The following is an 18,839-nucleotide window of genomic DNA, read 5'->3' on the forward strand; positions in this document are numbered from 1 at the left end:
GTAAAGTCCCCCGCGCTCGGGGATACGGCGAGACGGGGCTGCCGATCAGGGTGACGGGCTGGATACGGCGAGACGGGGCTGCCGATCAGGGTGACGGGCTGGAACATTCTAGATTATCTCTTGCAACGCTTGCCGCCGCCGCCGCCGCCGCCCCCGCCGCCGCCGCCGCCGCCGCCGCCGCCCCCGCCGCCGCCGCCGCCGCCGCCTCCGCCGCCGCCGCCTCCGCCGCCGCCGCCTCCGCCGCCGCCACCCCCGCCGCCGCCCCCGCCGCCGCCGGTGGTGGAGCCGCAGTTTGTGAGCGCTCAGACGATCATCCGCTCGATCGGCCTGGCGACGATCGGGACGTTCCATCAGCGGCAGGGGGACCAGACCCTGCTGACCAACCGCGGGCCGGTGTCCGGCGCCTGGGGACGTGCCTTCACGCGTCAGATCGAAACGACGTCCACCGCGAATGTGGCCGTTCAACCCAGCTGGGACGGCGATCTGATGGGGGCGCAGGCCGGCGCCGACCTGTGGGCCGGCGATGCGTTTGGTGGAGGCAGCTGGCGCGTCGGCATCAGCGTCGCCCACGCCGAAGCGCGCGGGGACCTCAGGGGCGTTCTCGCGCCCGTGGTCCGGCAGCCGGACGGCTCGCTGAACATCAACAGCGACTCCCTGGGCGGCTACGCCACCTACATCGGGGGCTCGGGCTGGTACCTGGACGCCGTCGCCGTCTACGGCCTGCACGACGTGAGGCTCACCTCACGGACGGCCGAGCGGGTCGAGCTGGAGGGGGAATCGGGCGCGCTGTCGCTTGAGGCCGGCTTCCCGCTGCGCGTCGGCGGGACCTGGGTCGTCGAGCCCCAGGCCCAGATCATCTGGCAGAAGAGCAAGCTGGACCAGATCGACGGGCCGACGGGCCCGGTCCAGTTCGATTCCCGCGACGATCTGATCGGTCGGCTCGGGGTGCGGTTCGAGGGCCAGGCGATGGCTGGGACCGCGATGATCCTGCCGTTCGTCTCCGTCGACTGGATCCACCCCTTGGACAAGCAGAGCGGGATCCTCTTCAACGCCGACACCCTGACCGTCCACGGCGGCGAGGACCTGCTCAACATCAGCGCGGGCTTCGATGCGCAGCTGACGCCGACGACAAGCACCTACCTGACCGTCGATTGGGGCACCGACCTGGACGGCGTCCGGTATCAAAGCTTCGGCGCGATGCTCGGCGTCCGGATCGTCTGGTGAGACGATCCGGGGCGGCGGGGGCTGAGGCCCCTACCGCCCGTCGGCCATCGGTTCGGCCAGGCCGATGAGGATGCCTTCGGGTCCGCGGATGTAGCAGAGGCGGTAGGCGTTCTCGTACTGGACCACCTCGCCGACGAGCTCGGCGCCGTGGGTGCGGAGGCGGGAGACGGCGTCATCGATGTCGCTGACCGTGAACATGGCGCGCAGGTAGCCGAGGGCGTTGACCGGGGCGGTGCGGTGGTCGGCGACGACGGCCGGCGCAAGGTAGCGGCAGAGCTCCAGGCGGCTGTGACCGTCGGGGGTGACCATCATGGCGATCTCGACGCTCTGGTCGCCGAGGCCCGTGACGCGCCCGGCCCATTCGCCCTCGACCCTGCCGCGCCCCTCCAGGGTCAGGCCGAGTTCCGTGAAGAAGGCGACGGCGAGATCGAGGGACTCCACCACGATGCCCATGTTGTCCATGCGCAGGAGCTTGCTTTTGCTCATGGTTTCGGCTCCCTCAGGATCTTCTCCATGGCCTTTCCCTTGGCCAGTTCGTCGATGAGCTTGTCGAGGTAGCGGAGCTCGCGCATCAGCGGGTCCTCGATGTTTTCGACCCGTATGCCGCAGACCACGCCGGTGATCTCGGAGCGGGCCGGGTTGAGGCGGGCCTCGCCGTAGAAGGTGCGGAAGTCGGTCTTGTCGGCCAGGCGGGCCGCGAACTCTTCGGGCGTATAGCCGGTCAGCCAGAGGATGATCTGGTCGACCTCGGCCTTGGTCCGCCCCTTCTTCTCCGCCTTGGCGATGTAGTGCGGATACACGCTGGCGAAGCTGGTCGAATAAATGCGGTGATCGCTCATGGCGTTTGGTAGCACGTCTGGCGAATGTTGCGGGGAGTGGTGGAGTGACAGCGGATGAAGCGAGCGAGCTGTTCCTGGAGCAGCTGAATGCGGCGATCGAGGCGAGGCCGCCGGCGGTTCCGCTGGACCGCGAGGCGGCGAGCGAGATGCTGAGCTGGATCGTCGCGGCCAACTATCATTCGGCCCTGCTGCTGGGGAGGCTGCGCGAGGGCGGCGTCGCGCTGGACCGCGGCGACGGCAGGTCGATGGATGGTTGGGTGGTCGAGCAGGTGCGGATGGGCAATCTGGCGTCCGCGGCGCGGCAAAGGCTCGACGACGGCCCGGGCTGAGCCTGGACGGTCCGCGGGAACTGTGAACGAACTCGGGGGTTTAGCCATTCGTGCTATGGCAACGCTTGCCCTGGGGGCGGGGGACGGCGTCTTGTATACGCCGGGGGCGAGCGCGGAGCGTATTTCGGATGAAACAGGCGAGTATCGAGTCTTGAGTGCACGCCTGCAGCTTCGCGAGGGCACGCGAAGGGACCACGACCAGGTAGACGCCGCCTATGCCGGCTTCGACCTGTCGACGACGCGCGGCTACGGCGAATTCCTGTCGGCGCAGGCCCGGGCCTTCCTGCCGATGGAGGCCGCGGTCGAGCGGGCGGGCGCCGCCCTGCTGTTCGACGACTGGGACGCGCGCCGACGGGGCGACCTGCTGCGCGCCGATCTGGCGGAGCTGGGCCTGGCGCCGGCGGATCTGCTGGAGGCGCCGGCCTTCCCGTCCGCGGCCGCGGTGCTGGGCGCGGTCTATGTGCTGGAAGGCTCGCGTCTCGGCGGGGCGGTGTTGCGCCGCGCGATCCCCCCCGGCGCGCCGATGCGCTTCCTCGGCGGGGACGAGCATGGACCCCGCTGGCGGGCGCTGACGCAGCTTCTCGACGAGCGCCTGACCGGCGCCCCTGATCTGGACGCGGCCGTCGCGGCGGCGCGGTCGGTGTTCCAACGCTTCCACGACGCCGCGCAGATGAGGGTCGCCGCATGATCCGGGCCCCAGGCGAAGCCGTCGACCTGACCAATTGCGATCGCGAGCCGATCCATCTGCTGGGCGCGATCCAGCCGATCGGCTTTCTGGTCAGCCTGACCGACGACTGGACGGTCGATCGGGCGTCGGCGAATCTTGAGGTGTTCACCGGCGTGAAGGCGGCCGATCTGATCGGGCGGCCGTTCGGCGATCTGGTCGACCCCGAGGCCCTGCACAATCTGCGCAATCGCGCCGCCATGCTGCTGGGCGACGATGCGGTCGAGCGCCTGTTCCACTGCAGGCTCATCCCGGGGCGCAAGCCCTTCGACGTCGCCGTGCACCTGTCGGGCGGCCGCACGATCATCGAGGCCCAGCCCTCCAGCGAACCCGGCGGCGACGCGACCAACACCGTGCGCTCGATGGTGGCGCGCCTGGACCGGACGCCGGACTTCCCAAGGTTCTTCAACGAGGGCGCGCGCCTGGTTCGGGCCCTGACCGATTTCGACCGGGTCATGATCTACCGCTTCGCCGAGGACGGTTCGGGCGAGGTGGTGGCCGAGGCGTGCCGGGCGGGCATCGGCAGCTTCAAGGGCCTGCACTATCCGGCCAACGACATCCCCCGCCAGGCGCGCGCGCTGTACAAGCGCAACCTGCTGCGGATCATCAGCGACGTGGACGCCGAGCCGGCGCCGGTGGTCCCGGCCCGGGACAGCGAGGGGCGCCTGCTGGACCTGTCGCTGTCGGTGCTGCGCAGCGTCTCGCCGATCCACATCGAATACCTGCGCAACATGGGCGTGCGCGCCTCGATGTCGATTTCGATCATCGTCGACGGCCAGCTGTGGGGGCTGTTCGCCTGCCATCACTACAGCCCGATGTCGCCGACCTTCGAGCGCCGCTCGGTCTGCGAGCTGCTGGCGCAGATGTTCTCGATGCGACTGGAGAGCCGCGAGCGGAAGGAGCTGGTCGAGTTCGAGCGCCGTGCGCGGGACATCTCGGACCAGTTGCTGGGGGCGGTGGCGTCGGACGACACCCTGCTGAACGACCCGGACTGGCTCAGCGACATCCTGACCTCGGCCATCCCCGCCGACGGGGTCGGCGTCTGGATCAAGGGCAGCCAGGCTTCGTCGGGCGCGACGCCGGACGCCGCAGACATGCGCCGCATCGTCGCCCGGCTGAACGAGGTCAGCCCGGACCGGGTCTATGCGACCGACCACATCGCCGAACTGGTCCCGGACGCGACCTCCGTGCCGGCGTCGGTGGCCGGGCTGCTGGCCATTCCGATCTCGCGCGCGGCGCCGAATTTCGTGATCCTGTTCCGGCGCGAGCTGGTGCGTTCGGTCAGCTGGGGCGGCGATCCGCACAAGCCGGTCACCTATGGGCCGAACGGTCCCCGACTGACGCCCCGCGAAAGCTTCGCGGAGTGGAAGGAGACCGTGAAGGGACGCGCCCGGCCGTTCACCGCCTCGGAGCTGCGGGTGGCCGAAACCCTGCGGGCCACCCTGGTCGAGGTCGTGCTGCGCATGGCCGATGCGGCGACGCTTCAGCGGCAACAGGCCAGCGAGCGGCAGGAGCTGCTGATCGCGGAGCTGAACCACCGGGTGCGCAACATCCTGGGCGTGATCCGGGGGCTGATCCGGCAGTCCAAGCCGCACGACGACACCATCGAGAGCTTCGTCAAATTGGTCGACGGCCGCATCCACGCCCTGGCGCGGGCGCACAACCAGATCACCGACGACCATTGGGGACCGGCGCCGATCCAGGCGCTGATCGACGCCGAGGCCGCGGCCTTCCTGGCCGACCGCCCGGACCGCATCCGGTCCCAGGGCGGGCATGTGCTGCTGAACCCCCAGGCCTATTCGACCATGGCGCTGGTGATGCACGAGCTGGTGACCAATTCGGCCAAGTACGGCAGCCTTTCCGACCAGGGGACGGTCGACATCACCTGGAAGGTCCAGTCCGACGGCGACCTGCTGGTCGAATGGACGGAGCGGGGCGGTCCGCCCGTGAAGACGCCGACCCGCAAGGGCTTCGGGACGACGATCATCGACCGCTCCGTGCCCTATGATCTCGGCGGCGAGGCGTCCATCGACTATGCGCCCGCGGGCGTCACGGCGCGGCTGAGAATCCCGGCGCGCCACGTCTCGCAGAGCGGCGGCGAGCATGTTCCCCGCGTGCGCTTCCCCCGACCCTCGATCGGGCACCCGACGCCGCCGCCGAGCGCCGTCCTGACCGGTGAGCGGATGTTGCTGGTGGAGGACAGCCTCATCATCGCCCTGGACGCCGAGGACGTGCTGACCCGGCTGGGGGCGTCCGCCGTGATGACGGCCTCGACCGTGGAGGCGGCCCTGGAGGTGATCGAGTCCGGAGCGCCGTCCCTGGCGATGCTGGATATCAACCTGGGCGACCGGACCAGCTATGCCGTGGCCGATCGGCTGAGGGCGCTGGGCATCCCCTACATCTTCGCGTCGGGATACGGCGAGCAGACGACCCTCCCCGAGGCCCATGTCGGCCGGGCGGTGCTGCAGAAGCCCTACACCCTCGAGAATGTGGCCCGGGCCCTGGACGCCTTGCGCAACGAACGCGCGGGAGCGGCGCCCGCCCCGGTCTGACGCCGCCGGAGGCCGTTCCGCGGGCCGCGGAGGTCTGCTAGGCGAGGTCGGAACGACGAGGACCGACGATGAGCAAGACGCTGGGCGTGCTGGGCGGCATGGGGCCGGTGGCGACCACGGCCTTCATGGCGCGGGTGCAGGCGCTGACGCCGGCGAAGCGGGATGAGGATCACCTGCGCATGCTGGTCGACCTGAACCCGCATGTGCCGAACCGGCATACGGACCCGGCGGGCGCCGAGCGGGTGCTGGGCGAGATGGCCGTGCGGCTGCGCGAGGCCGGGGCCCAGGTGCTGGCCATGCCGTGCAACACCGCCCACGCCCACGCCGAGGCGATCCGCGCCGCGGGCCTGCCCTTCATCGACATGGTCGAGGCGACGGTGAAGGCCGCCAAGGCGACCGGGGCGCGACGCATCGGGGTGCTGGCCACGCCCGGCGGCGAGCGGCTGTATGCGGCGGCCCTGACGGAAGGGGGACTGGCGCCGGTGATGATGTCGGAAGCTGACCGCGCGGCCTTCATGACGGCGGTGTTCGACTTCAAGGCCGGCGACCTCAGCGACGGGCCGCGGGGCGAGATGCGGCGGCTGGCGGCGGCGCTGGTCGGGGCCGGGGCCGAGGCGGTGATCGGCGGCTGCACGGAGGTGCCGCTGCTGCTGGAGGCGCGCGAGGTCAGCGTTCCGCTGGTGGACTCGGCCGAGGTTCTGGCGGAGCGTTGTGTCACGGCATGCGCTTGAATTCGCCGTAGGCAAACTCAATCGAGGGTGGGAAGCGGCTCGCGATGGGCGATCCATGCTGGCGGAAGCCCCTCGCGCCCAACCGCGAGCGAAACGATGCCGCCGACGATGGCGCAGGTCGTGTCCCGATCTCCGAGGCCGCTGACAGTCGCCCACATGGCGGCCTCGAAATCTCCGAGGTGTCGCGCGGCGCACCACAGCGAATACGGCACTGTGTCCGCCGAACTGACTTTTTCTCCGCTCCCAATCATCGCCGCCACCGTCTCGGGGGCGCGCTCGAAGGGAATGTCGAGCGCCCGGCGGATTCCGGAGCGCGTATCGCCCGGCTCAAGGTGGTCGTAGGCGGCTTTAAGCAGTTCGTAGGGCTCCGCCGCCGCTTCCCGGCGGGCGGCGTACTGGGCGGCGACCGCGACCGCAACGGCGCCGGCCTGGCCCTCGGGGTGGGCGTGGGTGACCACTGCGGCGCGCCGGGCCTGCTCGGCGAGAAAGTCCGTCTCGGCGTCTGCAAAATAGGCTCCTAACGGCGCCGAGCGCATTGCGGCCCCGTTTCCATGGGATCCCATGCCGTCGAACGCTTCGTTCGCCGCAACTTCCCAAGACGCGCCGTTGGCAATCGCGCGCAGGATTCGATGCGCAGTGCCGCCGTATCCCCGGTTCGGATCCTCAAGGTATCGGCGCCCGAAGGCTGCCGCGAGTGCGTCCTGATCGACGCCCTGGTGCTGGATAAGGTTTTCGACGACCGACAGGGACATGATGGTGTCGTCTGTGGTCAGCCAGGTCGCGGACGGGAGCGTGCGCGTCGCGATCTGGTGGTCGATCTGATCGCCCGAAAGAAAAAACTGGTCGCCGAACGCGTCGCCCAGGGACAACCCCTCCAAGGCGAGCCTCGCACGCTCAACATTCGTATAATGGTGGCTCATTTCCGCTCACCCTAGCAGCGACTGACCACGAGAACAGGGCACAGTTGGAACGGTCACCTCAGAAACTTCCATCGGACGTTCGGCGTGCGCGCGTGCGTGACCAAAGCTTAAGTTGAGTGGGGGACCCCCGCTCGGCATGAAGGGCGGCGAACGGGAGCTGTCGCATGCATATCCAGAACGCGGCCCTAGCTGTCGCCCTGACGCTGGCCCAGACCGCTCCCGACCCGACCTATCCGGTGCGGCTGCCGAGTTCGGGCGGTGAGGTGATCATCCCGTCCCGCGGCGGACAGCATGCGCACGACGACGTCGGCTACGCCCCGGCGCGGCGGGCCGGGGATACGCTGTACGTCTCGGGCGCCATCGTCTTCCGGGCCGAGGGCGAGGGGACCGACCTGGCGGCCTTCGAGGCCCAGGTGCGGCGGACCCTGACCGGGCTGAACCGGACCCTGGCGGCGGCGGGGGCAAGCATGGACGACGTGGCCCTGATCAACAGCTTCCACGTCTGGGAGGGACCGGACTTCGCCGGGACCAAGAACCAGCAGATCGAGATCATCGCCCGGGTCTGGCGCGAGTTCGCCAGCGGGCCGCGCCCGGCCTGGACGGCGGTGGGAACGACGGGCCTGCTCGGGACTGGCGGCATCGTGGAGATCCAGCTGACGGCGCATTCGGCAGAACGCTGAGGTTGCCTATCCGCGCGCGCCGCTCCATTGCTCCGCGGGTGACCCGACAAGCCCTGATCATCGATTGCGACCCCGGCGTGGACGACGCCGTGGCGCTTATGCTGGCCTTTGCTTCGCGTGAGCTGGAGTTGCTGGCGGTGACCACGGTCGGGGGCAATGCGCCGCTGGCCAAGACGGCGCGCAATGCGCGGATGCTGCGCCAGATCGCCGGGCGCGAGGACGTGCCGGTGCACGCCGGGGCCGACCGGCCGCTGCGCCGCAAGCCGACCGGGGCGGGCGAGTTCCACGGCGAGGAGGGACTGGGCTTCATGGCCCCGTTCCCGCCCAAGACGGCCTTGGCCGACGGGCACGGCGTCGACGCCATCATCAATCGCGTCATGGAGCGCGAGGCGGGGATGGTGGGCCTGGCCGTGCTGGGGCCGATGACCAATCTGGCCCTGGCCCTTCGCAAGGAGCCGATGCTCGCCCAGCGGCTGGGCCCGGTGGCGATCATGGGCGGGGCGCGCAGCGAGGGCGGCAACATCACCGCCTCGGCCGAGTACAATGTCTGGGCCGACCCCGAGGCCGCGGACGAAGTGCTGCGCAGCGGCTGCGACGTGGTGCTCTTCGGCCTGGACGTCACCCATCAGGTGCGAGCCACCGACTCGCGGATCGCGGCGATCGCGGGCATCGGCTCGCCCAGCGCCGACACGGCGGCGGCGATGATGCGCTTCTCCGAGAAGGTCGAGCGCGACATCGTCGGCGGCGAGGCCCCGCCGGTGCACGACCTGCTGCCGGTGGCCTGGCTGGCGCGACCGCAGTTGTTCAGGACCAAGGACTGCCGTGTGGCGGTGGAGACCGACAGCGAACTGACCCGCGGACATACGGCGGTGGAGTTCCGAGAGACGGTCGCCCGCGGGCTGCCGCACCGTTGGGTGACGCACGCGGACGCCGACGGCGTGTTCGAACTGCTGGCGGAAGCCCTGGCCTGACGGTCAGTTGCTGCTGGCGGCCGGGTTCTGCATCTGGGCCATGGCCTTCTCGAGCGCCACATGCATCGACAGGGTGTCGGCGCCCTGGCGAGGCGGGTAGGCTTTGAGGCTTTCGAGATGCTCGGCGATGAACGGCGCCGCCGCATTGGGCGCCCACAGCTTCGAGCCGAAGAATTTGCGGCCGATGTAGCCCCATTCCTCGCTTTCGGGATCCATCTTCTCCATCGGATCCATCAGCAGGTTAAAGAGGTAGGGCACGCTGGGGTAGTATTTCTCGTTCCACCAGCTGCCGCCCCGCTTGACGCCGATGTGCATCTTCCAGTGCCGGACCCGGACCGCCATCAGGTCGGTCTCGTCGTAGTAGAAGATGGTCTCGCGCTCGGACGGAGTGTTCTCCGGATCCTTCCAGTGGGCGATGTTGTTGTAGCCGTCCAGGTGCACCTTGTAGTTGATGCCGTTGAAGTCGACGCCCTTGAGCAGCTTGTCCTTGATCCCGGTCGCGCCGCCGGCCTCGGCGAGGGTCAGGAACAGGTCCTCATGGCTTTGCAGGCCGTTTGAGGTGCTGCCGGCGGGGATGGCGCCGGGCCATTTGATCAGGCAGGGGACGCGGACGCCGCCCTCCCAGGTCGTGCCCTTCTCGCCGCGGAACGGGGCGTAGCCGCCGTCCGGCCACAGCATCAGCTCGTTGCCGTTGTCGGTCGAGTAGACGACGATGGTGTTGTCGTCGACGCCGAGCTCCTTGATCTTGGCCAGCAGGGCCCCGACGTGCTCGTCGTGCTCGATCATGCGGGCGCGGACCACGTCCTCCTCGGCCCGGCCCTCGTCGACGGCCTTCTGCACATACTGCGGCGCAGGGTGCGAGAAGATGTGGATGGCGGTGGTGTTGAACCAGCAGAACCAGGGCTTGTCGCCCTTGCCGACCCGGTCGAGCCAGTCGAGCGTGTAGCCCAGCACCTCATGGTCGAAGGTCTCCATGCGCTTGCGGGTCAGCATGCCGGTGTTCTCGACCTTCTGCTTGCCGCGCTTGCCGAAGATGCCGTCGTCGGTGGGGTCGTCCTTGTCGCTGGCCCAGGCGTGAAGGACGCCGCGGGGCCCGAATTTCTTGGTGTATTCGGGGTTCTTCTGGCCGGGATAGTCGAGCTCTTCCGGCTCCTCCTCGGCGTTCAGGTGGTAGAGGTTGCCGAACCATTCGTCGAAGCCGTGGACGGTGGGCAGGAACTCGTTGCGGTCGCCGAGGTGGTTCTTGCCGAATTGGCCGGTGGCGTAGCCCTGGGTCTTGAGCACCTCGGCCAGGGTCGGGTCCTCCTTCTGGATGCCGCGGGCCGAGCCGGGAATGCCGATGGTGGTCATGCCGGTGCGGATGGGCAGCTGGCCCATGATGAAGGCGGCGCGGCCGGCGGTGCAGCTGGGCTGGCCGTAGTGGTCGGTGAACAGGCAGCCTTCCTTGGCGATGCTGTCGATGTTGGGCGTTCGCCCCATCAGGCCGTGGGTGTAGGCGCCGACATTCCAGGTGCCGATGTCGTCGCCGAAAATGACCATGATGTTGGGTTTGCCGGTCGGCATGGGAGCTGCTCCGCGCACGGGGATTGAAACCGGCGTGCACATGGGAGGAGGCCGGCCGCGAGGGGCATCGGGGGAATCCCGGAGGTCCGCGCCTTATCCCCCGCTCCGCTTCCCGGACCGTGGCGGTGGCCAAATGCGGCGAGCGGAGTCTATGGAGGGCGGGAACGGTCCGCTGCGGCGGGCAGGAGCGTTTGTCTTGAACATCACCGTCGTCGGCTCGATCAACCTGGACTTCGTCGCCACCGCGCCCAGCCTGCCGCGGGCGGGGGAGACGGTGACCGGCGCGACCCTGGCGCGGCATCCGGGCGGCAAGGGCGCCAACCAGGCGCTGGCGGCGCAAAGACTGGGCGGCGACGTCTGCCTGTATGGCCGGGTCGGGCGCGACGCCATGGCCGAGGAGGCGATGGCCCTGCTGCTGGCTGACGACGTCGATATCGGCCACGTCATCGCCGATTCGCAGGCGCCGACCGGGGTGGCCCTGATCGCCGTCGATCCCGAGGGCGAGAACCAGATCGTGGTGGCGGCGGGAGCCAATCACCTCGCCTCGCCCGAGCAGCTTCCGGCGCGGATCGAATGCCCGCTGATCGTTCAGCTGGAGCTGCCGATGGACATCGTCGAGGCGGCGGTCGGGCGGGCCACGGAGTTCGTCTGCGTCAACCTGGCCCCGGCGGCGCCGGTCTCGGACCAGCTGCTGCGGCGCGCCGACCTGCTGATCGTCAACGAGACCGAGGCGGCCTTCTACGGCGACCTGCTGCACCACGGCGGCGGCCGGGTGGTGGTGACCAAGGGCGCGCGCGGCGCGGTCATGTACCAGCGCGGCGTCGAGATGGCCTGGGCCAAGCCGCCCAAGGTCAAGGCGGTCGACGCCACCGGCGCGGGCGACTGTTTCGTGGGCGCGATCACCGTGGCTCTGCTGGAAGGCATGGAGCCGCAGGCGGCCCTGGACTTCGCCTGCGCCGCGGGGGCGATTGCGGCGACCCGGCCGGGAGCGCAGCCCTCGCTGCCGACCCGCGACGAGGTCGAGGCGATCCTGGCCGGCTGACCGACGGACTTCGCCGCCGGGCCCGTATGAGCTTCATTACGGGGGTGTAACTAGGCGGCGGCGCCGTCGCTGATACGGTTCGGCCCCTGACCTCTGGGGGAGACACCGATGACCCGCACCGCAGCCCTTCTGGGAGCTTCTCTACTCGCCCTCGCGCCGTTCGCCGCTGCGCCGGCCATGGCGCAAACGTCCGCGACCATCGAAGTCCCGCCGCTACAGTTCACCCACCGCGAGCTGGGCAATGGGCTGGACGTCTACGCCATGCCGGACCCGACGGCGGGCACTGTGACCGTGCAGGTCTGGTACGACGTCGGCGGCAAGGACGATCCGCAGGGCCGCTCGGGCTTCGCCCACCTGTTCGAACACATCCTCAGCCGCAAGACCGTGAACCTGCCCTACGGCCAGATCTCGACCCTCGTCGAGAACGCCGGCGGCACGCGCAACGCCTCCACCGGCCAGGACATGACCAACTACTACGAGACGGTCCCGCCGCAGTATCTGGAGACCATGCTGTGGACCCACGCCGAGCGGATGGCGCGGCCGGTGGTCGACCAGGCGGTGTTCGACGCCGAGCGCTCGATCGTGAAGGAGGAGCTGCGCCAGCGCGTCTATGCGCCGCCGTACGGGCGCTTCCAGCGCTTCGTCATGGGCGACAACAGCTTCGACGAGAGCATCTACCGCCGCAGCGTGATCGGCTCGATCGAGGAGCTGGACTCGGCCCGCATCGAGGACGCCCGCGCCTTCCACGAGGCCTACTACCGGCCGGCGACCGCGACCCTGATCGTGTCGGGCAATTTCGACCCGGCCCAGCTCGACCGCTGGGTGGACCAGTATTTCGCCGGCATCCGCAATCCGGAGCGGCCGGTGCCGGTGCTTGAGCGGCCGGTCGAGACCCCGCGCACCCAGCCGCGGCTGGTCGAGGCCTATGCGCCGAACGTGCCGCTGCCGGCCATCGGGGCCATCTATCCGGGCGTCCCCGCCAACCACGCCGACAGCGCCGCCCTGGACGTGCTGGAGGCGATCATGTCGGGCGGCGACAGCTCGCGCCTGCACCAGGCCCTGGTCTATCGCACCGAGCTGGCCAGCTCGGCGGACTTCGGCCTGAACAGCATGGAGGAGGACGGCGTCATCGGCGTCACCGCCGTGGTCGCGCGCGGCAAGGCCATCCCCGACGTCGAGGCGGCGCTGAACGCCGAGTTGGAGCGCGTCCGCGCGGAGCCTGTGACCGCCGCCGAACTGGCCGAGGCCAAGACGGAGCTTGTCTCCTCGGCCCTGCGCCAGCGCGAGACGGCCTCGGGCCGGGCCTTCATCCTGGGCCAGTCGCTGGTCAACGAGAACGACCCGCGCGCCGCCGACGCCCGGCTCGCCGCGATCCAGAACGTCACCGCCGCCGACGTGCAGCGCGTGGCGCGGACCTATCTGAATGAGCAGGCGCGGGTCTCGCTGCGCTACCAGGACGAAAGCCAGCGCCCGGCCGGCACGCCGGAGGACAGCTACAGGAATCCGGCCCCGATGCCGGTCTTCGTGACCGTGCCGCCGGCCATCCTGCCGCCGAACGAACTGCTGCCTGAGGGCCAGCGGATGGCGCCGCCGGCGCCGGGCGCGGTGCGCGCCATGGCCACGCCGAACGTGGTCGAACGCCGCCTGCCCAACGGCCTGCGCGTGCTGGCCGCCAAGTCGACCGACCTGCCGATCATGAACGCCCAGCTGGTCATCGCCGGCGGGGCGGCGGCGGATCCCCAGGACCGCGCCGGTCTGGCGACCATGACCGCCAACCTGGTCACCCAGGGCGCTGGCGGCCGCACGGCGCCGCAGATCGCCAGCACGCTGGAGGCTCTGGGCGCCAATATCGGCGGCGGGGCCGGGGCGGACGCCACCACCCTGTTCGTCTCGGCCCCGACGGCCTCGGCCGACGCGGTCGGCGCCGTGGTCGCCGACGTGGTCATGCGCCCCGACTTCGCCGAGGCCGAGGTGGCGCGCAGCAAGACGCAGGCGGTCAACGCCCTGACGGTGAATCTGCGCCAGCCCGGGCCGCTGGCCGGGGTGGTGCTGAACCGCCTGGCCTATGGCGGCGCGGCCTATGGGCGGCCCGCCTCGGGCACGCCGACGAGCCTGGGCGCCCTGACCCGCGAGGACGTGGTCGGCTTCCATGCCCGCACCTGGCGGCCGGACAACGCCACCCTGATCGTCACCGGCGGCCTGAGCCCGGAGGAGGCCTTCGCCTTCGCCGAGAAGACCTTCGGCGGCTGGACCGCTCCGGCGGGCGCGGCGCCCGTGATCGCGGCGCGCGACGGCCAGGTCCTGGCCCCGCGGGTGGTGGTCGTCGACCTGCCGGGCGCCGGCCAGGCGGCGGTGGCCGCGGCGGTGCGCGCGCCCAAGCGGTCGGACGACAGCTGGTATCCGCTGTCGGTGGTCAACAGCATCATCGGCGGCGGCCAGAACGGCCACCTGTTCCAGGAGGTGCGGGCCAAGCGCGGCCTCAGCTACGGGGCCTATTCCAACCTCGGCTCGCGCGTCGACGGGGCCCTGCTGACCGCCTCGACCCAGACCAAGAACGAGAGCGCCGCCGAGGTCGTCGGCCTGGTGCTGGCCGAGTTCGATCGGCTGCGCAGCGAGCCGGTGAGCGAGCAGACGGTGGTCGATCGCGAGACCTTCATCACCGGCAATTTCTCGCGCTCGGTGGAGACCACCGGCGGCCTGGGCGGCTTCCTGTCGGATGCTGTGACCTATGGCCTGCCGCTGTCCGAGATCGACGCCTATTCGACCAAGATCAACGCCACGACCCCGGCGACGGTGCGCGAGGCGGCCCAGGTGGTGAGCTCGGAAGACGCCTATGTCGTGGTCGTCGGCCAGGCCTCGATGTTCATCGACGCCCTGCGCGCCGCGCACCCGGACGTGGTGGTCATCCCGGCGAGCGAGCTGGATCTGGATAGCCCGACGCTGGGGCTTTGACGTAGTGGCGAGTGGTTAGTGGCGAGTGGCGGGCCCTGGAGGTGCGAGTAGCACTTCCTGCTCGTCACGCGTCACTCGCCACTCGTCACTTCTTGGCCCGGAACGCAGCGATCGCCGCCACCGTCGCCTTCACCTGCGCCTCGATGCCCGCCCAGTCGCCGGCCTTGACGGCGGCGTCGGTGATGAGTTTCGAGCCCATGCCGGCGGCGACGATGCCGGAGCCGAACCATTTGGCGATGCTGGCCTCGTCGGGGTCGACGCCGCCCGTCGGCATGATCTTGGTCCAGGGCATGGGGCCCATGACGGCCTTGACGAAGTCGGCGCCGCCGACGCTGGCGCCCGGGAACAGTTTGACGATCTCGCAGCCCAGCTCGTGGGCCTGGCCGATCTCGGTGACCGAGCCGCAGCCGGGGAAGTAGGCGGTCATGCGGCGGTTGCAGACCTTGGCCACGTCGGGGACGAGGCAGGGGCTGACGATGAAGCGGGCGCCCCGGTTCAGGAACATCGCGGCGGTGCCGGCGTCGACGACCGAGCCGATGCCGAGGATGATGTCAGGGTCGGTCTTCTGCAGCTCGCGGGCGAGGTCGCCGAACAGGTCGATGGCGAAGTCGCCGCGGTTGGTGAACTCGATCGCCTTGGCGCCGCCGCGGGCGCAGGCGCGGATCACATTGAGGCTGACCTCGGGATCCGGGTGGTAGAAGACGGGGGCCACGCCCTGGGTCTCAAGGGCGGTGAGGACGGCGAGGCGGTCGTGGCGCATATCAGGCTCCGGAGTTCGGGAACCTGACTCGACTGTGCGGGCCGATGCGTCAAGGTGGCGGCCGTCACGGCTTGTTTCGGTCGGAGGGCGGGTTGGGAAATTCAAAGTTTCTGAGGTTCGCCGCCGGCCGCTCGGATCGCAGGCAATATTGGGCTTGCCTGCTGATCGTTGCCTTCGCGCTGTGGAATGTTCCGAGAGGCATGGGAAATGATCCCGTCATTCTAGGGCTTTCGCTGGTGTCCCTGGGCTTCGCCCTGGTGGTCTGGCCGCTTACCGTGGCGCGACGCCTTCATGACTTTGGCCGTACAGGATGGTGGTTTCTGGCGCCTGTCGCGGTGGGGAGTTTGGCTCCTTTCGCCGCCCGCCTAGGCGTTCAGGCGTCTGACTGGCTGGCGCCGGCCATCAACCTCTCGTTCCACCTGCTCGTGGGCATTGTACCCGGTGATGAGAAGGACAACCGTTTCGGCCCGCCGCCGAGTCTGCAAAGAGCCGATCTGGAAACCTTCGACTGACGCCTCACCCGCCGCGAACGGCGCCGCCTTGGGTTGGTCTTCGATATCGTTGAGGTCGCCCGGTCGTGTTTCGAGCGACCCCTTCACCACACGTCCCGGCGAATGCCGGGCTCCAGATCGTATGGCGCGGAGGGCTGGCACAGGGTCCTGCGTTGCACGGCCTGACCATTCAGACATCGCATCTGGATCCCGGCATTCGCCGGGATGAGCGGGGGATATTTGCCTAGCCCCTCGCCAGCTCGACGATCCGCTTCACCATCGCACTGTCCTTGTCGAACAGGGGGTCCAGGACGGTGAAGTGGTTGAGGCCGGGGAGGGCTTCGTAGCGGGTCTCGACCCCCTGGGCGGCCCAGAGGTCGGCCATCATCTTCGACTGGCGCAGGAATTCGGGGCTTTCGTCGGCGCCGACGAGGCAGTCGAGGATCGTGCCGCCGGGCGTCGAGCCGTTGGGCACGGGCCAGTGGATGGGCGACAGGGCGGCGGCCTCGGCCGCGTCGAGGCGCAGGGCGATGTTCAGAGAGGTCGGGATCAGGGGGGTCAGGTCGAAGACGCCGGAGATGGCGACGGCGGCGGAGGCGCGGGCCTCGCTGAGCATGCCGGCGGCCATATGCCCGCCGGCGGAGTGGCCGAAGACGACGGGGCGCGAACCTGTGCGGGCGCGCACGGCTTCGACTGCCTCGCGGACCTGCCTGAGAATGCGGCCGAGCCGGACCGAGGGGGCCAGGTCGTAAGACGGGATGGCCAGGCTGACGCCGTGGGCGTTCAGCGCCGGCGCCAGGCCGGAGAACCATTTGCGGTCCAGGGCCTGCCAGTAGCCGCCGTGCAGGAAGACGGCGATGGGGGCGGCATCTCCGGCGGAGAACAGGTCCATGACCTCGCGCTCGCCGGGGCCGTAGCGGAGCTCGGTCGGCGGCGTTGCGGCGCGGGCGGCCTCGCCGGTCTCGCGCCAGCGGGCCATGACGGTCTGGTGGTCCGGCACCCGGGCGCGGTTGTTGTACTCGGCCTCGTAGTCAGGGGCAGGGTCGAGGGTGGAGGGTCGAGGGTCGAGGGGAGAACCTGCCGCCGGTGTTTTCTTGCTGGTCAACTCGCCTTACCCCCTCGTCGCCATGTAAAGGTCAACCTCGACCCTCGACCCTCGACCCTCGCTTCGGGACTGCCGCCATGATGACCGCCATCTTCGTCTTCATCAAATGCGAGCTGGGCCACGCCAACGACGTGGCGGCGGACATCGTCGACAATGTCGAATACGTCTCGGAGGTCTATTCGACCTCGGGCCAGTACGACCTGCTGGCCAAGTTCCAGCTGCCCAAGGAGCTGGACATCGGGACGTTCGTCACGAAGTCGGTGCAGACCCGCAAGAACATCCGCGACACCTTCACGGTCATCACGTTTTCGCCGTTCCTGCCGGGCGGGGTGTGAGTCTCCTCCCCATCGGGGATTGGGAGGAGACACGGAGAGCTGACGCAGCGTCACTCCTGAAAGCCTGCTAAACCCGTGACAGAGGAAACGCGGGCCCCCGCCTTCGCGGGGGTGACGAGGGTTCACAATGACCGATCTCGAGACCTTCCGCGCCGAGACGCGGGCCTGGCTGGAGGCGAACTGCCCGGCCGAAGTGCGCGGCGGCGGGCATGACGAGGACGCCATCTGGGGCGGCCGCAATCCGAGCTTCAAGACGCCGGGCCACAAGCTCTGGATGGAGCGGATGGGGGCCAAGGGCTGGACCGCGCCGGAATGGCCGAGCGAGTACGGCGGCGGGGGCCTGAGCCGCGAGCAGGCCAAGGTGCTGGCGTCGGAACTGCGCCGCATCGGGGCCCAGCCCGCGCTGAACAGCTTCGGCATCTGGATGCTCGGCCCCGCGCTGCTGAAGTTCGGCACCGAGGAACAGAAGCAGCGCTTCCTGCCCGAGATCGTGCGCGGCGAGATCCGCTGGTGTCAGGGCTATTCCGAGCCGGGCGCCGGGTCGGACCTGGCGGGCCTGCAGACGCGGGCGGAAGACAAGGGCGACCACTGGATCGTCAACGGCCAGAAGGTGTGGACCAGCTACGCCGACAAGGCCGACTGGATCTTCTGCCTGGTGCGCACCGACCCCGAGGCGCCCAAGCACCTGGGCATCTCCTTCGTCCTGTTCGACATGGCGACCCCCGGCGTCTCGACCAAGCCGATCACCCTGATCAGCGGCAAGAGCCCGTTCTGCGAGACCTTCTTCGACGACGTGCGCGTCGAGAAGGAGAACCTGGTCGGGACGCTGAACCGCGGTTGGGACGTGGCCAAATATCTGCTGGCCCACGAGCGGACCATGATCGGGGCCATGGGCGAGGTGCGCGGCGGCCGGCCGCTGGGCCAGGTGGCGGTGGACTCGATCGGCGCCGACGAGGACGGGCGGCTGGACGACGCGATGCTCCGTGCACGGATCGCCGAGCTGGAGGTGGATGGCGCGGCCTTCCGCTTGGCGCTCGAGCGGGTCGGCGACCAGGTCAAGGCGGGGCAGGCCCATCCGGCCATCGCCTCGATGCTGAAATACTACGGCTCGGAGCTGAACAAGCGCCGCCACGAACTGCTGATGGCGGCGGGCGGCTCGGACGCGCTGGAGTGGGAGAGCGAGCGCTCGAACCACGGCGGGGCGGCGCGCGACTGGCTGCGCACCAAGGCCAACTCCATCGAGGGCGGGACCAGCGAGATCCAGCTGAACATCATCGCCAAACACCTGCTGCAGCTGCCGGGGGCGTGACCGTGGCGTCCGGACCCGTCTTCGAGCGGATCGCCATGTTTGTCGCCGCCCTGACCGTGCCCGCCACGGTCGCCGTCGGGCTGATCTGTATCTGGGTGGTCGCATACGCTCAGCTGTCGGGATGGTGGCCGTGGCCGAGCCTGCTGATGGCGAGCGGGATCGTACTCTCGCCGTTATTCCTTGTCGCATTGTTCCGCCATGCGCCACGCCGAATGCCGCGGGCCACGCTCGTCCTGGCGGCGAGCCTCGGCGTCCTGGCGGTGCAGTATCTCTTGTCGGAACGCCTTGCCGGCGCTCCCTACGGTTCGTGAG

General features: G+C 69.6%; 19 protein-coding genes. 13 read left to right on the top strand and 6 right to left on the bottom strand.

The window, feature by feature from the left end; translation table 11 throughout:
* Positions 1-90 precede the first annotated feature (90 nt).
* Positions 91-1,224, top strand: a complete 1,134-nt coding sequence (locus tag ASC65_RS05985; RefSeq protein WP_268750054.1) for an autotransporter outer membrane beta-barrel domain-containing protein — start codon at positions 91-93, stop codon at positions 1,222-1,224.
* A gap of 30 nt (positions 1,225-1,254) precedes the next feature.
* Here ASC65_RS05985 and ASC65_RS05990 read toward each other — a convergent pair whose 3' ends face one another.
* Both ASC65_RS05990 and ASC65_RS05995 read right to left on the bottom strand, forming a co-directional pair.
* Entirely contained in the window at positions 1,255-1,710 is a 456-nt protein-coding gene (locus tag ASC65_RS05990) for a VOC family protein (protein ID WP_056450530.1), read from the bottom strand.
* Positions 1,707-2,063 (bottom strand): DUF2200 domain-containing protein, encoded by a 357-nt coding sequence (locus tag ASC65_RS05995; protein WP_056450533.1) that lies wholly within the window; start codon positions 2,061-2,063, stop codon positions 1,707-1,709. Before ASC65_RS05995 ends, ASC65_RS05990 begins: the two co-directional genes overlap by 4 nt.
* Positions 2,064-2,107: 44 nt before the next feature.
* On the opposite strand from ASC65_RS05995, the gene ASC65_RS06000 reads away from it, so the two are divergent.
* The 4 genes from ASC65_RS06000 (at position 2,108) to ASC65_RS06015 (ending at position 6,399) form a co-directional block, all read left to right on the top strand.
* Entirely contained in the window at positions 2,108-2,392 is a 285-nt protein-coding gene (locus tag ASC65_RS06000; RefSeq protein ID WP_056450536.1) for a hypothetical protein, read from the top strand.
* Positions 2,393-2,543: 151 nt separating this feature from the next.
* Positions 2,544-3,080: a biliverdin-producing heme oxygenase gene (locus tag ASC65_RS06005; protein ID WP_056450539.1), complete on the top strand. Its 537-nt coding sequence runs from the start codon at positions 2,544-2,546 to the stop codon at positions 3,078-3,080.
* Entirely contained in the window at positions 3,077-5,668 is a 2,592-nt protein-coding gene (locus tag ASC65_RS06010; protein ID WP_056450542.1) for an HWE histidine kinase domain-containing protein, read from the top strand. The genes ASC65_RS06005 and ASC65_RS06010 overlap by 4 nt, the downstream gene beginning before the upstream one ends.
* Positions 5,669-5,736: 68 nt before the next feature.
* A complete protein-coding gene (locus tag ASC65_RS06015; RefSeq protein ID WP_056450544.1) occupies positions 5,737-6,399 on the top strand; it encodes an aspartate/glutamate racemase family protein in 663 nt (220 codons plus the stop codon).
* Between the two features lie 17 nt (positions 6,400-6,416).
* Here the strand turns inward: ASC65_RS06015 and ASC65_RS06020 are convergent, their stop codons facing one another.
* Positions 6,417-7,319, bottom strand: coding sequence for an ADP-ribosylglycohydrolase family protein (locus ASC65_RS06020; protein ID WP_056450547.1), 903 nt, complete (start codon positions 7,317-7,319; stop codon positions 6,417-6,419).
* 164 nt (positions 7,320-7,483) lie between these two features.
* On the opposite strand from ASC65_RS06020, the gene ASC65_RS06025 reads away from it, so the two are divergent.
* Together ASC65_RS06025 and ASC65_RS06030 are read left to right on the top strand one after the other, a co-directional pair.
* A complete protein-coding gene (locus ASC65_RS06025) occupies positions 7,484-7,999 on the top strand; it encodes a Rid family hydrolase (RefSeq protein WP_056450550.1) in 516 nt (171 codons plus the stop codon).
* A gap of 38 nt (positions 8,000-8,037) precedes the next feature.
* Entirely contained in the window at positions 8,038-8,970 is a 933-nt protein-coding gene (locus ASC65_RS06030; RefSeq protein ID WP_082525929.1) for a nucleoside hydrolase, read from the top strand.
* Positions 8,971-8,973: 3 nt separating this feature from the next.
* Here the strand turns inward: ASC65_RS06030 and ASC65_RS06035 are convergent, their stop codons facing one another.
* The gene (locus tag ASC65_RS06035; protein WP_056450553.1) at positions 8,974-10,533 is read right to left on the bottom strand and encodes an arylsulfatase; all 1,560 of its coding nucleotides are present in this window, start codon (positions 10,531-10,533) and stop codon (positions 8,974-8,976) included.
* A gap of 196 nt (positions 10,534-10,729) precedes the next feature.
* Between ASC65_RS06035 and ASC65_RS06040 the strand changes: the two genes are divergently transcribed.
* Together ASC65_RS06040 and ASC65_RS06045 are read left to right on the top strand one after the other, a co-directional pair.
* Positions 10,730-11,575 (top strand): ribokinase, encoded by an 846-nt coding sequence (locus tag ASC65_RS06040; protein WP_056450556.1) that lies wholly within the window; start codon positions 10,730-10,732, stop codon positions 11,573-11,575.
* 108 nt (positions 11,576-11,683) lie between these two features.
* On the top strand, positions 11,684-14,527 hold the full coding sequence (locus ASC65_RS06045) for a M16 family metallopeptidase (protein ID WP_056450559.1): 2,844 nt from the start codon (positions 11,684-11,686) through the stop codon (positions 14,525-14,527).
* An 85-nt stretch (positions 14,528-14,612) separates the two neighbouring features.
* On the opposite strand, the gene ASC65_RS06050 is transcribed toward ASC65_RS06045, so the two are convergent.
* Entirely contained in the window at positions 14,613-15,287 is a 675-nt protein-coding gene (locus ASC65_RS06050; RefSeq protein ID WP_056450562.1) for a bifunctional 4-hydroxy-2-oxoglutarate aldolase/2-dehydro-3-deoxy-phosphogluconate aldolase, read from the bottom strand.
* A gap of 44 nt (positions 15,288-15,331) precedes the next feature.
* Between ASC65_RS06050 and ASC65_RS06055 the strand changes: the two genes are divergently transcribed.
* A complete protein-coding gene (locus tag ASC65_RS06055; protein WP_082525901.1) occupies positions 15,332-15,799 on the top strand; it encodes a DUF805 domain-containing protein in 468 nt (155 codons plus the stop codon).
* A 223-nt stretch (positions 15,800-16,022) separates the two neighbouring features.
* Here ASC65_RS06055 and ASC65_RS06060 read toward each other — a convergent pair whose 3' ends face one another.
* Positions 16,023-16,883 carry an alpha/beta hydrolase gene (locus tag ASC65_RS06060; RefSeq protein ID WP_056450569.1) on the bottom strand — a complete coding sequence of 287 codons (861 nt, stop codon included), beginning with the start codon at positions 16,881-16,883 and terminating at the stop codon, positions 16,023-16,025.
* Between the two features lie 77 nt (positions 16,884-16,960).
* On the opposite strand from ASC65_RS06060, the gene ASC65_RS06065 reads away from it, so the two are divergent.
* The 3 genes from ASC65_RS06065 to ASC65_RS06075 all read left to right on the top strand — a co-directional run bounded on the left by ASC65_RS06065 (position 16,961) and on the right by ASC65_RS06075 (position 18,838).
* Positions 16,961-17,218, top strand: coding sequence for an Lrp/AsnC ligand binding domain-containing protein (locus ASC65_RS06065; protein WP_056450572.1), 258 nt, complete (start codon positions 16,961-16,963; stop codon positions 17,216-17,218).
* A gap of 127 nt (positions 17,219-17,345) precedes the next feature.
* Positions 17,346-18,527, top strand: coding sequence for an acyl-CoA dehydrogenase family protein (locus ASC65_RS06070; protein ID WP_056450575.1), 1,182 nt, complete (start codon positions 17,346-17,348; stop codon positions 18,525-18,527).
* A complete protein-coding gene (locus ASC65_RS06075; RefSeq protein WP_056450578.1) occupies positions 18,524-18,838 on the top strand; it encodes a hypothetical protein in 315 nt (104 codons plus the stop codon). The genes ASC65_RS06070 and ASC65_RS06075 overlap by 4 nt, the downstream gene beginning before the upstream one ends.
* Position 18,839 lies beyond the last annotated feature (1 nt).

The organism is Brevundimonas sp. Root1279 (assembly GCF_001425945.1).
Classification (GTDB): domain Bacteria; phylum Pseudomonadota; class Alphaproteobacteria; order Caulobacterales; family Caulobacteraceae; genus Brevundimonas.

Excerpts from the sequence above, each read along its gene's own strand:
- ASC65_RS06015 (WP_056450544.1), top strand. The coding sequence starts at position 5,737 with ATGAGCAAGACGCTGGGCGTGCTGGGCGGCATGGGGCCGGTGGCGACC.
- ASC65_RS06020 (WP_056450547.1), bottom strand. The coding sequence starts at position 7,319 with ATGAGCCACCATTATACGAATGTTGAGCGTGCGAGGCTCGCCTTGGAG.
- ASC65_RS05995 (WP_056450533.1), bottom strand. The coding sequence starts at position 2,063 with ATGAGCGATCACCGCATTTATTCGACCAGCTTCGCCAGCGTGTATCCG.
- ASC65_RS05990 (WP_056450530.1), bottom strand. The coding sequence starts at position 1,710 with ATGAGCAAAAGCAAGCTCCTGCGCATGGACAACATGGGCATCGTGGTG.
- ASC65_RS06025 (WP_056450550.1), top strand. The coding sequence starts at position 7,484 with ATGCATATCCAGAACGCGGCCCTAGCTGTCGCCCTGACGCTGGCCCAG.
- ASC65_RS06035 (WP_056450553.1), bottom strand. The coding sequence starts at position 10,533 with ATGCCGACCGGCAAACCCAACATCATGGTCATTTTCGGCGACGACATC.
- ASC65_RS06055 (WP_082525901.1), top strand. The coding sequence starts at position 15,332 with ATGCGTCAAGGTGGCGGCCGTCACGGCTTGTTTCGGTCGGAGGGCGGG.
- ASC65_RS06050 (WP_056450562.1), bottom strand. The coding sequence starts at position 15,287 with ATGCGCCACGACCGCCTCGCCGTCCTCACCGCCCTTGAGACCCAGGGC.
- ASC65_RS06065 (WP_056450572.1), top strand. The coding sequence starts at position 16,961 with ATGATGACCGCCATCTTCGTCTTCATCAAATGCGAGCTGGGCCACGCC.
- ASC65_RS06045 (WP_056450559.1), top strand. The coding sequence starts at position 11,684 with ATGACCCGCACCGCAGCCCTTCTGGGAGCTTCTCTACTCGCCCTCGCG.
- ASC65_RS06010 (WP_056450542.1), top strand. The coding sequence starts at position 3,077 with ATGATCCGGGCCCCAGGCGAAGCCGTCGACCTGACCAATTGCGATCGC.
- ASC65_RS06070 (WP_056450575.1), top strand. The coding sequence starts at position 17,346 with ATGACCGATCTCGAGACCTTCCGCGCCGAGACGCGGGCCTGGCTGGAG.